Annotated in this window: 12 protein-coding genes and 1 riboswitch; of the genes, 10 read left to right on the top strand and 2 right to left on the bottom strand. The window is 67.3% G+C overall.

The features are described 5' to 3' along the window. Positions 1-48: 48 nt before the first annotated feature. From OG300_RS15430 to OG300_RS15420, 3 genes are all read left to right on the top strand, one after another. Positions 49-1,956 (top strand): acyl-CoA dehydrogenase, encoded by a 1,908-nt coding sequence (locus tag OG300_RS15430; protein WP_405496439.1) that lies wholly within the window; start codon positions 49-51, stop codon positions 1,954-1,956. Between the two features lie 185 nt (positions 1,957-2,141). Further along, positions 2,142-4,292, top strand: a complete 2,151-nt coding sequence (locus OG300_RS15425; protein WP_405496437.1) for an MMPL family transporter — start codon at positions 2,142-2,144, stop codon at positions 4,290-4,292. A gap of 31 nt (positions 4,293-4,323) precedes the next feature. Further along, positions 4,324-4,959, top strand: coding sequence for a phosphatase PAP2 family protein (locus OG300_RS15420; RefSeq protein WP_405496435.1), 636 nt, complete (start codon positions 4,324-4,326; stop codon positions 4,957-4,959). Here the strand turns inward: OG300_RS15420 and OG300_RS15415 are convergent. Both OG300_RS15415 and OG300_RS15410 read right to left on the bottom strand, forming a co-directional pair. Then, positions 4,956-5,846, bottom strand: coding sequence for an NERD domain-containing protein (locus OG300_RS15415; protein WP_405496433.1), 891 nt, complete (start codon positions 5,844-5,846; stop codon positions 4,956-4,958). The genes OG300_RS15420 and OG300_RS15415 overlap by 4 nt on opposite strands. A gap of 110 nt (positions 5,847-5,956) precedes the next feature. Next, positions 5,957-7,651, bottom strand: coding sequence for a GMC oxidoreductase (locus tag OG300_RS15410; RefSeq protein WP_405496431.1), 1,695 nt, complete (start codon positions 7,649-7,651; stop codon positions 5,957-5,959). A 145-nt stretch (positions 7,652-7,796) separates the two neighbouring features. Between OG300_RS15410 and OG300_RS15405 the strand changes: the two genes are divergently transcribed. From OG300_RS15405 to gcvP, 7 genes are all read left to right on the top strand, one after another. After that, positions 7,797-8,438 carry a CDP-alcohol phosphatidyltransferase family protein gene (locus OG300_RS15405; RefSeq protein ID WP_405498564.1) on the top strand — a complete coding sequence of 214 codons (642 nt, stop codon included), beginning with the start codon at positions 7,797-7,799 and terminating at the stop codon, positions 8,436-8,438. A gap of 63 nt (positions 8,439-8,501) precedes the next feature. Continuing rightward, a complete protein-coding gene (gene gcvH, locus OG300_RS15400) occupies positions 8,502-8,906 on the top strand; it encodes a glycine cleavage system protein GcvH (protein ID WP_405498563.1) in 405 nt (134 codons plus the stop codon). A 184-nt stretch (positions 8,907-9,090) separates the two neighbouring features. Beyond that, positions 9,091-9,564: an FHA domain-containing protein gene (locus tag OG300_RS15395; protein ID WP_405496429.1), complete on the top strand. Its 474-nt coding sequence runs from the start codon at positions 9,091-9,093 to the stop codon at positions 9,562-9,564. Positions 9,565-9,608: 44 nt separating this feature from the next. Then, positions 9,609-10,376, top strand: coding sequence for a MerR family transcriptional regulator (locus tag OG300_RS15390; RefSeq protein WP_405496427.1), 768 nt, complete (start codon positions 9,609-9,611; stop codon positions 10,374-10,376). A gap of 161 nt (positions 10,377-10,537) precedes the next feature. Next, positions 10,538-11,011: a bifunctional nuclease family protein gene (locus OG300_RS15385; protein WP_067822294.1), complete on the top strand. Its 474-nt coding sequence runs from the start codon at positions 10,538-10,540 to the stop codon at positions 11,009-11,011. Between the two features lie 216 nt (positions 11,012-11,227). Then, a complete protein-coding gene (locus OG300_RS15380) occupies positions 11,228-11,797 on the top strand; it encodes a MerR family transcriptional regulator (protein ID WP_405496424.1) in 570 nt (189 codons plus the stop codon). Between the two features lie 131 nt (positions 11,798-11,928). Beyond that, a riboswitch (glycine riboswitch) is annotated at positions 11,929-12,024 on the top strand. Positions 12,025-12,180: 156 nt separating this feature from the next. Next, positions 12,181-15,021, top strand: coding sequence for an aminomethyl-transferring glycine dehydrogenase (gcvP, locus tag OG300_RS15375; protein WP_405496422.1), 2,841 nt, complete (start codon positions 12,181-12,183; stop codon positions 15,019-15,021). Positions 15,022-15,051 lie beyond the last annotated feature (30 nt).

Below are 15,051 nucleotides of genomic sequence, written 5' to 3'. Positions count from 1 at the left end.
CGGGAGATCACCAGGGTGAGCACGGCGGGGGCAGTAGTGTTTCGGAGTATGGAGACCAGCGAGAAGTCGGTAGCCGAGTCACTCCGCGCAGCCCTCGACGGCCCTTGGCGCAGCGTTCGGGAACAGGCCCGCGAGATCCTCGACGACGACCGTTTCTACGGCGATCCCGCCCTCGATATGACAGCCGCTCGGGCCCGGGTGCTCGAGCAGATGCACCTGGTGGCGTCCTTCGGCTGGGTGGAAGGTGGCTTCCGTCATCCGGATGGCAGCCCCGGCGATCCGGGCGGTGTCGTCACCGCCCTCGAGATGCTCGCCTACACCGATCTGTCGCTGTGGGTGAAATCCGGTGTGCAGTGGGGACTTTTCGGCGGCGCGGTGGAAAACCTCGGCACCGAACGCCACCGCGGCTATATCGAGGAGCTCATTCCGCTGCGCCTGCTCGGCTGCTTCGCGATGACCGAGACCGGCCACGGCAGTGACGTCGCCAACCTGGAGACCACCGCGACCTACGACCCGGCCACCCGGGAGTTCGTGGTGCACAGCCCGACTCCGTCCGCGCGCAAGGACTACATCGGCGGCGCGGCCGAACACGCCCGCATGGCAGCGGTTTTCGCGCAGCTGATCACCGGCGGCGAAAGCCAGGGCGTGCACTGCTTCCTGGTGCCCATCCGCAACGAGAGCGGTAGCGACCTGCCCGGCGTCACCACCTCCGACTGCGGCCTCAAGGGCGGTCTGCCCGGCGTCGACAATGGCCGAATCCTGTTCGACCAGGTGCGAATTCCGCGCGAGAACCTGCTCAACCGCTACGCCGACGTGGCCCCCGACGGCACCTACAGCTCCGAGATCACCAATCCGAGCCGCCGCTTCTTCACCACCCTCGGCACCCTGGTCCGCGGCCGGATCAGCGTCGGCGGCGCGGCCGCCGCGGGCGCGCGAGTGGCGCTCAGCATCGCCGTGCGCTATGCCGAACAGCGTCGCCAATTCGCCGATCCGGACACCGGCGAGGAGACCGTGCTGCTGGACTACCGCAGCCACCAGCGCCGCCTGCTGCCGCTCGTAGCCCGTTCCTACGCACTGGCTTTCGCGCAGAACGATCTGGTGCGGCGCATGCACCTGGTGCAGACCGGAGCCGACACCGACCCGCGCACCCAGCGCGCGCTCGAGAACCGGGCCGCCGGGCTCAAGGTCGCCCAGACCCGCCACGCCACCCAGGCCATCCAGGAATGCCGCGAAGCCTGCGGCGGCGCAGGCTATCTCACCGAGAACCGCCTGGTCACCCTGAAGGCCGACACCGATGTGTTCACCACCTTCGAGGGCGACAACGTGGTGCTCACCCAGCTCGTCGCCAAGGACCTGCTCACCGCCTACGCCGACGAGGTGCGTGACCTCGACGCGCTGGGCTGGGTGCGCTTCGCCGCCACCGCCGCCCGCGACGTGGTCCGCGAGGCATCGGGCGTGCGGCAGATGATCCAGCGTCTGCGCGACCGCGGCGGCGAGAGCGTCGACGACGCCGACCTGTCGCGACGCGACGTCCAGCTGCAGCTCTTCGCCGACCGCGAGGACTACATGACCCGCACGGCCGCGCATCGACTGCAGGCGCGCGCCAAGGAGACCGGGCCGTTCGAGGCGTTCAACAACGCGCAGGACCACATCCTGGCCGCCGGTACCGCGCATATCGAACGCATGGTGCTGGAGGCGTTCATCGACGGCATCGCCGACATCGAGGACGAGGAGGCGCGGGCACTGGCCGACAGCGTCTGCGACCTGTACGTGTACTGGACCATCGAGCAGAACCAGGCCTGGTACATCATGCACCGGTTCATGTCGGTGGAACGCGCGAAGGCGGTGCGTCGCGGCGTCAACGAGCTCGTCGATCGACTACGCCCGCAGGCCCTCACCCTGATCGAGGGGCTGGGCGTGCCGGAGCGGATGCTGCACGCGGCCATGCTGGGCTGACCCTCCCGAACACCCGAGTACCGGACACCGGTGCGCCGACACGGCGCACCGGTGAACTCTATTGCCGTCGTGCATCGTTGAGAGGTTGACCACTTTCCGACTACTACGCGCGGTAGGAGCACGAGTATGTGATTCACATCAGCCCGACCGGGGGACTTCACCAGGCTGTGAGGGGACATCACGCGATGATCGACAAACTCGTCCGACCCGCGTTGCGCGCGCCGAAACTCGTGCTCATCGTGGTGGGCATCGCCTTCCTGCTCTGCGGTGCGCTCGGATCGCAGGCCGCCGCCCGGCTGTCCAACGGGGGCTTCGTCGCCACCGACTCCGAATCCGCCCGCGTCGCGGACCTGCTCGACCGCGACTACGGCATGTCCGGCATGCAGCTGGTGCTCACCGTCGAAGCCGCGGGCGGTGCGAACTCGGCGGCCGCGATCAGCCGCGGCAAGGACATCGCCGGGCAGCTCACCGGCGATCCCCGTGTCTCCCAGGTGGTTTCGCCGTGGACCACGCCCGCGCTGAGCAAGGCGCTGGTCAGCCGTGACGGTGCGATCGGACTGATCGTCGCGAACGTGCGCGGCGACGAGAACACCGCACCCGGCGCGGCCCACGACCTGGCCGCCCAGTTCACCGGCGACAGCGGCGGACTCACGGTGCGCGCCGGGGGACAGGCCATGGTCTGGTCGGAAACCAACACCCAGACGCAGAAGGACCTCGCCATCGCCGAGGCCATCGCGCTGCCGCTCACCTTCCTGCTGCTGGTCTGGTACCTGAGAAGCCTGGTGGCAGCGGCGATTCCGTTCGTCACCGGGGTGGCCGCCATCGCCGGGGCGAGCGCGGTGCTGTACCTGCTCACGTATGTGGTGGAGCTGTCGGTGTTCGCGCTCAACATCACGACCGCGATCGGGCTGGCGCTGGCCATCGACTACTCACTGCTCATCATCGGCCGCTACCGCGAGGAGATCGCCGCCGGACACGACCGCACCGAGGCGCTGGGCATCGCCATGAAGCGCGGTGGACGCGCGGTCGCCTACTCCGGCATCACCGTGGGCATCGCGCTGCTCGGAATGTCGTTCTTCCCCATGGCTTTCCTGCGCTCGCTGGCCTTCGCGGGACTGGCGGTGGTGGCGCTGTCGATCGTGCTCACCCTGACGCTGGTTCCGGCGCTGCTGATGCTGCTGGGCGATCGCATCAACCGCAAACCCCTGCGCGAGGCCGCACCCGTCGAACAGGGCCTGCTCTACCGGGTGGCCCGCACCGTGCAGCGGCGACCCGCCCTGTGCGCGCTGCCGGTGCTGGCGCTGCTGCTGGTACTGGGCGCACCCATCGTCGGATTGAAACTGGGCCTGCCCGACGACCGGGTGCTGCCCGGCGCATTGGCATCCCGGCAGGTCGGCGATCTGCTGCGAGACCGCTTCGACGACAACGCCACCGGGACCGTGCAGATCATCGTGCGGGGGCAGGGCATCGACCCGAGCGCCTACGCTGCCGCCCTGTCCGGCGTCGCCGACGTCGAGGCGGTGACCGGGCCGACCGGAACCTACGCGCACGGCATGCCGGTCGCACCCGCCGACCCGGCCGCCACCGGACCCGGCAGCACCCACCTGACCGTCGCCACCCGCCTCGACCCGTACTCGGCGCGCGCCGTGCAGCAGCTCGACGCGTTGCACGCGGTGCCGGCCCCGGGGCCGGTGCTCTTCGGCGGGCTCGCGCAGCAGAACGCCGACTCCGCGCACGGCATCACCCAGGGCTTCCCGAAGGCGGTCGTCTGGATCGCGCTGATCACCTTCGTACTGCTGCTCCTGCTCACCGGCAGCGTGGTGCTACCGCTGAAAGCCATTGTGCTCAATGTGCTTTCGCTGTCGGCGACCTTCGGCGCGCTGGTGTGGGTGTTCCAGGACGGCCATCTCGGCGGTTTCGGCACCGAGGCCACCGGCTACACCATCGCCACGCTGCCGGTGCTGCTGTTCTGCGTGGCCTTCGGGCTGTCGATGGACTACGAGGTGTTCCTGCTGGCCAGGTTCACCGAGGAATGGGAGCGCTCGGCGCGCACCCGCGCGGACAACGACAACGCGGTCGCGCTGGGCATCGCCCGCTCCGGGCGCATCGTCACCGCCGCGGCCCTGCTGATGGCCGTGGTCTTCGCCGGGATCGCCGCCAGCGGCGTCACCATGAACCGGATGCTCGGCGTCGGCCTGGCCCTCGCGGTGCTGATGGATGCCACCCTGGTCCGAATGGTGCTGGTGCCCGCCTTCATGCGGGTGATGGGCACCGCCAACTGGTGGGCTCCGCGCCGCTCACGACCACTGCTGGAGAAGGTCGCGCTGCGGGAATGAGCGCATCGCCGCGCACCGGTATCGTGCGGGCGTGACCAGTTCGATCGCCCCCGCCCCGGTGCGCCCGGAGCACTCCACGCGCCGTGCCACCCTGCCGATCCTGATCGTCGCGGGGGTGCTCGTCACATTGCTTGTCCCGCAGACCTTTCCGTCCGGCGGGGGATCGACGCGCCTGGACCGCGTGCTCGAGGAGCACATCCACACCGCCCTGGACGCGCACACCTGGGTGTACCGGGTCCTGGTGTTCCCGAGCAACAGCTACGTGGTGCTGCCGCTGCTGGTGGCGTTCGCGGCCTGGTACGCCTACCGGCGGCAGTGGTGGGCGGCCGGATTCGCGCTCATCGCCCCGGAAGTGGTGGTGGCGGTGAATTCCTTTGCGCTCAAACCGTTCTGGAATCGTGAACTACACCACTACCTGGCCTACCCGAGCGGGCACACGGTGCAACTGGTGGCCGTGGTGACCGCCTTCGCGCTGGTATCCGAATCGTTGCGGGTGCGCACCGCGACGGTGCTGGTGATGATCGTGATCGTGCCCGCGGTGCTGATCGGCATGGTGGGCTTCGGATACCACCATCCCACCGACGTATTCGGCGGCACGGCGGCCGCGGTAGCGCTCGTGACCGCCCTGTATCTGCCGTTCCGCTATTTCACCGCAACGCGGGACTAGTACGAGAGCACCACCGCGGCGATGAACCAGGCGCCCCACAGCACGGCCACGATCATGCCGAGGGTGAGCAGCACCCGCATCATGCTGTGCCCGACATGGATCCGCTCACCGGTGCGCGGGTAGAGCTTGCTCGGAGCGAACCACGGTGCGGGCATCGAGAATCCGTGCCCGGCCGCCGCGTGCTCGCGCTCGAGCCGGGCCTGCTCCTCGGCGTACGCCTCGGCCTGCGCCTGCTGCGGGCCACCGTGCCACAGCGTGATGTCCACCGGGCCCAGGAAGCCCTCGTTGATGAGATCCTGCGGCGCGGGCAGATACGGCAGGATGCCCAGGCCGCGGAACGCCCACGCCACATCATTGGCCGACCACTGCGGGCGGCCGCGCGAGAGCAGCGCGGTGAAATGATCGCGCAGCCGGCGCTCGTCACCCAGCAGCACCTGGAAGCTCGGATCCGTCCACATCTGCTTGATCTGGAGATTGGATCCCGGCGCGGGCACCACCAGCACGATGCCGTGGATCACCCGCTGCCCCAGACCGCGCTCGGCCAGCCAATTCTGCAGTGCGAACGTGTGATCGCGGGACTTGTCCAGCGGGGTGCGCTTATCGCCGCCGTCGAAGGAGATGATGCGGTCCCCGACCCGCCACGGGCCGTTGATCGGAACCTCGAGGTCGCCGTCCATCTTCTCCGACAGCGCCTCGGCCTCGATCACCACGCAGCTGGTCGGCGTCCACACCACGGCGTCGAAGGGATGTAGCCGATCACCGTGGAACAGACTGCAATTGACGGTGGCGACACCCTTGGGATCGGTGCTGCCCTTCCAGGTGCGCATCCAATCGATGAGCACCTTCTCCGCATGCGTGCCGGCGGTGTTCTGGACTCGGACGAGCATCAGCTCTCACCCTCCTCGTCGACTCGATACCCCCGGCCATCCTACGGGTTCGAGCGTTCGAAACACCGCCTGGCACGCCGCTTCTCTCAGTATCTGGCGGAGCGCCTCGATCAGTACGCCGACACCGGCGGGTCGACCGGGAAGATCGGCAGCCGCAGCGCGCCCGGCGCGAAGTCCGGCACCGCCGCGCTCTTGGGCGCGACCGGGTTGATGCGCCGGTAGGCCGCACCCAGCTCCGGACGCGGATCGGCCTCGCTTCGGTTGGGCCAGAACGCCATTGCGCGTTCGGCCTGCGCGGTGATGGTCAGCGACGGGTTCACGCCCAGGTTCGCCGTCACCGCCGAACCGTCGGCCACATGCAGCCCCGGATACCCGAACACGCGCTGATACGGGTCCACCACACCGCTTTCCGGGCCCTCGCCGATCACGCAGCCGCCGATGTAGTGCGCGGTCGCCGGGATGTTGAACACGTCCATCGCCAGCATCTGCACATCGCCGTCGACCTTCTCCCCGAAGCGGCGGCTCACGTCGTGGGCGAGTGGGATCCAGGTCGGATTCGGTTTGCCCGTACCCTGTTTCGTCTTCAGCTGCCCCCAGCGCCGGAACGAGGTCAGCGAATTGTCCAGCGACTGCATCACCAGCAGGATCACCGACTTCTCCGACGCCCGATGGGCATTGAGGCTGCGCGCGAACACCACCGGATGCAACACCATCGCCAGCAGGAAGCGCAGGAACCGGAACGCGCCGCCGTCGATCAGCGGAACCGACAGCGGGAACAGGCCGTTCTGGCCCTTGCCGTAGTGGCAGACCTCGATGTGGGTGCTGGGTTCGGGGTGGATCGAGGAGGTGATAGCGATGCCCTCGGCGAAATCGTCGCGGGCCTTGCTCACCACATTGAGGATGGCCTCGGAATTGGAGCGGGTCAGCTCACCGAGCCGGGGGGAGAGGTTCGGCAGCACGCCCTCGTCGCGCATCTTGTGCAGCAGCTTCTGGGTGCCGAGCGCGGCCGCCGCGAACACCACCTGCTCGGCCGTGAACACCTTGCGGCCCTTGCGAACCCAGCGATCCGAACGTTCGGTCTCGACCGCGTAGCCGCCGCCGGTCAATGGCCGCACCTTGGACGCCGTGGTCAGCTCGAACACGTGCGCACCGGCCTGCTCGGCGAGGTAGAGGTAGTTCTTCGGGGTGGTGTTCTTGGCGTTGTGCGGGCAGCCGGTGAAACAGCGCGCGCAGTGGATGCAGCCGTTGCGGCGCGGCCCCGCCCCGCCGAAGTACGGATCGTCGACCTCGACGCCGGGCTGTTCCTCGTTGAAGAACACACCCACATTGGTGGCGTGGAAGGTGTCGGCGACACCGAGATCCTCTGCGACGGAACGGATCACATCGTCGGCCGGGGTCATGCGCGGATTCGGCGCGACGCCGAGCATGCGCTGCGCCTGGTCGTAGTAGGGCGCGAGTTCGGCGCGCCAATCGGTGATGTGGGCCCACTGCTTGTCGGTGTAGAAGTTCGGCAGCGGCTCGTAGAGGGTGTTGCCGTAGATCAGCGATCCACCACCCACCCCGGCCGCGGAGAACACCGCGCACTTGCCGAGGATGCTGATGCGCTGGGTACCGGTGAGTCCGAGGCGTGGAGCCCAGATCGCCTTGCGCACATTCCAATTCGTGTTCGGGATGTCCTCGGCGTTCCAGCGGCGGCCGGATTCCAGGACGGCGACCCGGTAGCCCTTCTCGCTCAGGCGCAGCGCGCTGACGCTCCCCCCGAAGCCGGAGCCGATAACGACGACGTCGTAGTCGAAGTCGGGCATGGTCTTTCCTCTCCCAGGTGCGGTAGTCCAGTCACCCTAGCCAATCAATGAGAAGGTGTTGATCTCATTCTCTCACCGGCGGGGGATGGCGCAGACCATATCGTCTACATCCTCCCCCTCCCGACGGCGGCGTGCCCGGATGGAGATGCCGCCGCGATTGCTGTATGACCGGGTTGTGACATCCGAGCGCAACGCCGAACCGGTCTACAGCGACCGGATTCTGACCGTGCCCAACGTACTGAGCGTGATCCGGCTGATCGGCGTCCCGGTTTTCCTGTGGCTGCTGCTGGTCGAGAAGGCCGACGGGTGGTGTTTCGCGCTGCTGATCGCCAGCGGGTTCACCGACTTCCTGGACGGCAAACTCGCCCGCCTGCTCGATCAGTCCTCGCGACTGGGTGCGATTCTCGACCCTCTCGTCGACCGCCTCTATCTGCTGGCGACCCTGGGCGGCTTCCTGATTCGCGGCATCCTGCCCTGGTGGGTGGTGGTGATTCTGGTCGCTCGCGATGTGATCCTGACCCTGGTGTTGCCGATCTACCGGCGCCGCGGCCTACCCCCGCCCGATGTCATCTACCTCGGCAAGGCCGCCACCTTCGCGCTCATGTCCGCGCTGCCGTGGACGCTGGCCGGTCAGATGGATTGGGCCGCCGCGGGTTTCAGTCGCGCCTTCGGTGGGGCATTCTTGATCTGGGGCACGGCGGTATACGTCTGGACCGGGATCCTCTACCTGGGCAAAGCCGTAGCCGTGGCCCGAGCGATACCGCCCGCGCCACACCATGATCACTAGCCGATAGGGTGTGGCACAGACGGATCGACGACGATCCCGAGAGGAACGCCTGTTGAAAGGACGCTGCCAGTGACCGCAGTACCCGAGGATTTGCGCTACTCGGAAGAACACGAATGGATCAGCAAGGTCGGTCCGACCCGGGTGCGGGTGGGAATCACCGATTACGCGCAGTCCCAGCTCGGTGACGTCGTGTTCGTACAGCTGCCGGCGCCGGATCAGGAGGTCGCCAGCGGCGACAGCATCGCCGAGATCGAATCCACCAAGAGCGTGTCGGACATCTACGCTCCGCTGGCCGGGAAAGTCGTTGCCATCAACGAGGTTCTGGACGCCGAGCCGGAGACGGTCAACTCCGACGCGTACGGCGACGGCTGGCTTTTCGAGATCGAGGTCGACTCCGCCGAAGCACTCGACGCAGCGCTGTCCAAGCTGCTCGATGCCGCAGGTTATCAAGGAGTTATCGGAGGCTGAGTCAGCCTTCACAGTTCTACCTGCACGGGTACGCCCTGGCAGGGTACGGTCAATGCCAACAGAAGTGCGCGCAGCCGGTGCCCGGAAAATCGGGGCCTGTCCGAGGCGGGAAGTGGCCGGTAGCCGCATCGCTGAAGGCATCAATTGCTTGCATGGATTATTCGGTTCGAGGAGGAGAGCAAGGGTGAGCGAGAACAAGGACCCGGGTTACCAGGAGACGGCAGCAGAGACCACTTCGGTGTTCCGCGCCGATTTCCTGAACGAGGTCGACACGTCGCGCACCGAGCAGACCGGCGAGCAGCCGGTGCAGGGAGTCGAGGGGCTGCCCCAGGGCGCGGCCCTGCTGGTGGTCAAGCGGGGCCCGAACGCCGGTTCGCGCTTCCTGTTGGACCAGCCCACCACCTCCGCGGGACGTCATCCCGACAGCGACATCTTCCTTGACGATGTCACCGTCAGCCGTCGCCACGCGGAGTTCCGTCAGGACGACGACACCTTCCAGGTCGTCGATGTGGGCAGCCTCAACGGCACCTACGTGAACCGGGAACCGGTGGACTCCTCTGAACTGCAGAACGGTGACGAGGTTCAGATCGGTAAGTTCCGCTTGGTGTTCCTGACCGGTCCTCGCCCCGCTTCCAGCGAGGCGGCGGGCACTCTATAGGGCCGAGCGGAATGACAGGCGCAGCGCAGTGGACGCGCGGAGGGATGTCGATCGGCTCCGTGCTGGATTTGCTGCGTCCGGATTTTCCGGACATCACCATCTCCAAGATCCGATTCCTGGAATCGGAGGGTCTGATCAGCCCGGAGCGCACGCCCTCGGGGTACCGCCGTTTCCACGTGGCGGACGTCGAGCGCCTGCGCTTCGTGCTGACCGCACAGCGGGATCAGTACCTGCCGTTGAAGGTGATCAAGGAACAGCTCGAAGCGATCGACAGTGGGGCGGCGACGCTCGGGGTCCGGGAAGCCCGGGCCCGGGCGAACGCCGTGGGAGGCGTCGTGCCCGATTCGACAGATGCCGTGGCGGCCAATGGAAATGCCCGGTTGCGGAGGCTGGGTGTCGTGCCCGGTGAGGTTTCCCCCGAAGAGCTGCGCTTCGATCACGAAATCCGCATCACCCGTGCGGATCTGCTCGAGCAGGCCGGGATCGACGAGAAGTTCCTGACCGAACTGATCCGCGCCAATCTGATCACGCCCGGCGCGGCAGGCTATTTCGACGGCGACGCCGTCACGCTCGCCCGTACCGCCCGGGCCCTGAGCGAATTCGGTTTGGAGGCAAGGCATTTGCGCGCCTTCAAACTTGCCGCCGATCGTGAGGCCGCGATGGTCGCGCAGATCGCCGCACCGATCGCCAAGAGCCGCGACGCCGATGCCCGCGCCCGCGCCGAGGAGACGGTTCGCGAGTTGGCGGCGCTGTCGCTGACACTGCACACCTGCCTGGTGAAGACCTCCGTGCGCGCTTCCCTCGGAGGCTGAAATCTTCGCCTAGACTCGGTGATACGGCTGAGGAGAAGGCAGGGCTCGCCAGTCGGTTGGGTTGATTTGGGAGGCAGTGCCGTGAGTGAGCGAAGCGAGCGAACCAACAAACACAGCGCGCGTTCGCGCACGGGTGGGCTGAGCGTCAGCGAGGCACGGCCGTGAGCGAAATGCGTGTGATCGGCATCCGTGTCGAACAGCCACAGAACCAGCCCGTGCTGTTGCTCCGCGAAGTGTCCGGCGACAGATACCTACCGATCTGGATCGGTCAGGCCGAGGCGACCGCGATCGTGCTCGAGCAGGAGGGCGTCACGCCGATTCGGCCGCTGACCCACGACCTGATAAAGATCTTGATCAAGGATCTCGGGCACACCCTCAAGGAGGTCCGCATCGTGGATCTGCAGGAGGGCACCTTCTACGCGGATCTGGTCTTCGAGAACGATCTGCGGATCTCCGCGCGCCCCTCGGATTCGGTGGCCATCGCGCTGCGCGTCGGCTGCCCGATCTACGCCGAGGAGCCGGTGCTCGAGGAGGCCGGGCTCGTCATGCCGGACGAGAAAGAGGACGAGGTCGAGAAGTTCAAGGAGTTTCTCGAGTCGGTCTCGCCGGATGACTTCAAGGCTACGGACAGCTGACCAACTGCTGACCTGCCGATGATCTCGAAAAGAGACATTTCCGTGTCTCTACCTCAGGTTTAGGGTGAGAAACACGCGCTCGGCCAAGCTTTAACCGGGCCGATTTTCCCGCGACAATCAGGAGAGTAGCCTCGATTGTCAGGCCACGCTCCAGGTCGATGCTGTGCCGGACGAAACGCACAAGCCCTGATAGGCAAGGCAGTAAGGGAGTAGTCAGTGGGAGATCATCCGCAATCCAAGGATGTGGTGCAGCCAGGGCTGTTCCCCGATGACACGGTGCCGGACGAGCTGGTCGGCTACCGCGTGCCCAGCGCTTGCCAGGTGGCCGGGATCACCTACCGTCAACTGGACTACTGGGCCCGCACCGGGCTGGTCGTACCCTCTATTCGCAGCGCCACCGGATCGGGCAGCCAGCGGCTGTACTCGTTCAAGGACATCCTGGTCCTCAAGATCGTCAAACGCCTGCTCGACGCCGGCATCTCACTGCAGAACATCCGCATCGCGGTGGATCACCTGCGCAGCCGCGGCGTCCAGGACCTGGCCGGCATCACCCTCTTCTCCGACGGCGCCACCGTCTACGAGTGCTCTTCGCCGGAAGAGGTCGTCGATTTACTGCAGGGCGGACAGGGCGTCTTCGGTATCGCCGTCAGTGGCGCCATGCGCGAATTGACCGGTGACATAGCCAATTTCCCGGCCGAGCGCGCCGAACTCGGCTCCACCTCGGACCGTCCGGAGGATGAGCTGTCCTTCCGTCGCAAGGCCCGGATCAACCGCAAGACCGGTTAGCTCCCGCTCCTCGAACGCGCGTCGCCCACCGGGTGGCGCGCGTTCGCTGTCTGCGAAACCCGGGCAACCCGGTGTGAAATCAACCCAGGCAACATTGCCGTAACTTGACGCCGCTTAAACTGGCAGTGCGTCGCAGCCGTGCGGGAGAGTTCCGGGGATAGTCTCGGACGCCGAAGGAGCAGCACCTCCCCGTCAATCTCTCAGGCACAAGGGACCGTGCGGAGTTACGACGCCTCTGGAAAGTGATGGTCGCGAGCCATCCGCCCATGGTGAAAGGGCTCGGCAGGTCCGGGCGCGAATCTCTCAGGCGCCCAGGACAGAGGGGGAGGGCAGACGAATCGTCGGTCCCCGGGCCGACCCACGCCCACCCCCTTGGAGCAGCCGTGATCTGGACTCGATCGTTCGCCGACCGCCACATCGGCCCCGACAGCGGCGAAACCGCGCGCATCCTGGCCGCCGTGGGCGTCGAGTCGCTGGACGAACTCGCCACCAAGGCGGTGCCCGCCAGCATTCTCGATGCCTCCGGGACCAATGGCCTCAGCGTGCTGCCGGACGCGCTGTCCGAGCACGAGGCCCTCGCCGAGCTTGCGGCACTGGCGAATTCGAACACCGTGGCCACCTCGATGATCGGCCTCGGCTACTACGACACGCTGACCCCGCCGGTGTTGCTGCGCAACCTGGTGGAGAACCCGGCCTGGTACACCGCGTATACGCCCTACCAGCCGGAGATCAGCCAGGGCCGCCTCGAGGCGCTGCTCAACTTCCAGACCATGATCGCCGACCTGACCGGCATGCAGGTCGCCAACGCCTCCATGCTGGACGAGGCGACCGCCGCCGCCGAGGCGATGACGCTGTTGCAGCGGGCCAATCGCAAGAGCAAGTCGCAGCGGCTGCTCATCGACTCCGATCTGTTCCCGCAGACCCGGACCCTGCTCACCACCCGCGCCGAACCGCTGGGCATCGAGATCGTCGAGGCCGATCTGTCCACCGGCGTGCTGCCGGAGGGCGACTTCTTCGGCGTGATCGTGCAGCAGCCGGGCGCGTCGGGCCGGATCGTGGATTGGGCTCCGGTCATCGAAACCGCGCACGAGCGTGGCGCTTTGGTCGCGGTGGGCGCGGACCTGCTGGCGCTGACCCTGATCACCCCGCCCGGTGAGCAGGGTGCGGACGCGTGTTTCGGCACCTCGCAGCGCTTCGGTGTGCCGCTGGGTTTCGGTGGCCCGCACGCGGGTTACCTCGCGGTGCGCGAGGCGCACGCGCGCCAGCTGCCCGGCCGTCTGGTCGGCGTCTCGGTCGACGCGGACGGCAGCCTCGCCTACCGGCTCGCGTTGCAGACACGTGAGCAGCACATTCGCCGGGAGAAGGCGACCTCCAATATCTGCACCGCGCAGGTGCTGCTGGCCATCCTGGCCGCCATGTACGCCTCGTATCACGGTGCGGACGGCCTGCGTTCGCTGGCGCGGCGGGTGCACGGGCACGCGCAGTGGCTGGCGGCCGGACTCGGTGACGCCGTGGTGCACCAGAGCTTCTTCGACACCGTGCTGGTGAACGTGCCCGGCGGCGCGGAAGCCATTGTGTCCAAGGCGAAGGGGCGTGGCATCAACCTGCGCCTCGTCGACGCCGACCACGTCTCGATCGCTTGCGACGAGGTCACCACCGACACCCACGTGGTGGACGTGCTGGACTGCTTCGGCGCGGAGATCCCGGTCGGCCCGGAGGGCGCGCTGTTCCACGGCAAGCAGCGCCCGCACATCGAGGTGCGCACCTCGGAGTTCCTGACCGCGCCCGCGTTCACCAGGTACCGCACCGAAACCGCGATGCTGCGCTACCTGCGTGCGCTCTCGGACAAGGATATTGCCCTGGACCGCAGCATGATTCCGCTCGGTTCCTGCACCATGAAGCTCAATGCCGCCGCCGAGATGGAGTCCATCACCTGGCCCGGCTTCAATCGCGTGCACCCGTACGCGCCGGTCGAGGACGCCCCCGGCCTGATCAAGCTGATCGAGGATCTCGAGGGCTGGCTGTGCGCGGTCACCGGCTACGACCGGGTTTCGTTGCAGCCCAACGCCGGTAGCCAGGGCGAGTACGCGGGCCTGCTGGCGATTCGCCGCTACCACCTGGATCGTGGTGACTCGCACCGGGATACGTGTCTGATCCCGTCGAGCGCGCACGGCACCAACGCCGCGTCGGCGGCCATGGTCGGCATGCGGGTGGAGGTCGTCAAGACCCGCCCGAACGGTGACGTGGACCTCGACGACCTGCGCGCCAAGATCGCCGATCACGCGGATCGCCTGGCCTGCATCATGATCACCTACCCGTCCACGCACGGCGTCTACGAGCACGAGGTCGCCGAGCTGTGCGGCCTGGTGCACGAGGCGGGCGGCCAGGTGTACGTGGACGGCGCGAACCTCAACGCGCTGGTCGGGCTGGCGCGGCCGGGCAAGTTCGGCGGCGATGTCAGCCACCTGAACCTGCACAAGACCTTCTGCATCCCGCACGGCGGCGGCGGTCCGGGCGTCGGCCCGGTCGCGGTGCGCGCGCACCTGGCGCAGTACCTGCCCGGCGATCCGCTCGAGACCGGGTCGCACGCGGTGTCGGCGGCCAAGTACGGTTCGGCCTCCATCCTGCCGATCACCTGGTCCTACATCCGGATGATGGGCGCCGACGGCCTGCGCCGCGCCACCCTGACCGCCATCGCGTCGGCGAATTACCTTGCACGCCAGCTCGATCCGCACTTCCCGGTGCTCTACACCGGTGAGAACGGCATGGTCGCCCACGAGTGCATCCTGGATCTGCGCGAGATCACCAAGCGCACCGGCGTCACCGTCGACGATGTGGCGAAGCGGTTGGCGGACTACGGTTTCCACGCTCCGACCATGAGCTTCCCGGTGGCGGGCACCCTGATGGTGGAGCCCACCGAGAGCGAGAACCTCGAGGAGCTCGACGCCTTCGTCGCCGCCATGGTGGCGATCAAGGCCGAGATCGATCAGGTCGAGGCCGGGGTGTGGCCGGTGGCGGACAACCCGCTGCGCGGCGCGCCGCACACCGCGGAATGCCTTGTCGGCGAATGGAATCACCCGTACAGCCGTGAGACCGCGGTCTACCCGCAGGGCGTGAAGCACGCCCGCGCGAAGGTGTGGCCGTCGGTGCGCCGCATCGACGGGGCCTACGGCGATCGCAACCTGGTCTGCTCCTGCCCGCCGCTGGACGCCTACGCCGAGTGATGCACGGCTAACTCGATCCTCGAAAACCAC

Source organism: Nocardia sp. NBC_00511, from assembly GCF_045161165.1.
Classification (GTDB): domain Bacteria; phylum Actinomycetota; class Actinomycetes; order Mycobacteriales; family Mycobacteriaceae; genus Nocardia.
The sequence above is the reverse complement of the archived record's forward strand: the minus strand, read 5'-3'. Positions and strand labels throughout refer to the sequence as shown.

Excerpts from the sequence above, each read along its gene's own strand:
- OG300_RS15425 (WP_405496437.1), top strand. The coding sequence starts at position 2,142 with ATGATCGACAAACTCGTCCGACCCGCGTTGCGCGCGCCGAAACTCGTG.
- OG300_RS15430 (WP_405496439.1), top strand. The coding sequence starts at position 49 with ATGGAGACCAGCGAGAAGTCGGTAGCCGAGTCACTCCGCGCAGCCCTC.
- OG300_RS15405 (WP_405498564.1), top strand. The coding sequence starts at position 7,797 with ATGCCGCCGCGATTGCTGTATGACCGGGTTGTGACATCCGAGCGCAAC.
- OG300_RS15415 (WP_405496433.1), bottom strand. The coding sequence starts at position 5,846 with ATGCTCGTCCGAGTCCAGAACACCGCCGGCACGCATGCGGAGAAGGTG.
- OG300_RS15410 (WP_405496431.1), bottom strand. The coding sequence starts at position 7,651 with ATGCCCGACTTCGACTACGACGTCGTCGTTATCGGCTCCGGCTTCGGG.
- OG300_RS15390 (WP_405496427.1), top strand. The coding sequence starts at position 9,609 with ATGTCGATCGGCTCCGTGCTGGATTTGCTGCGTCCGGATTTTCCGGAC.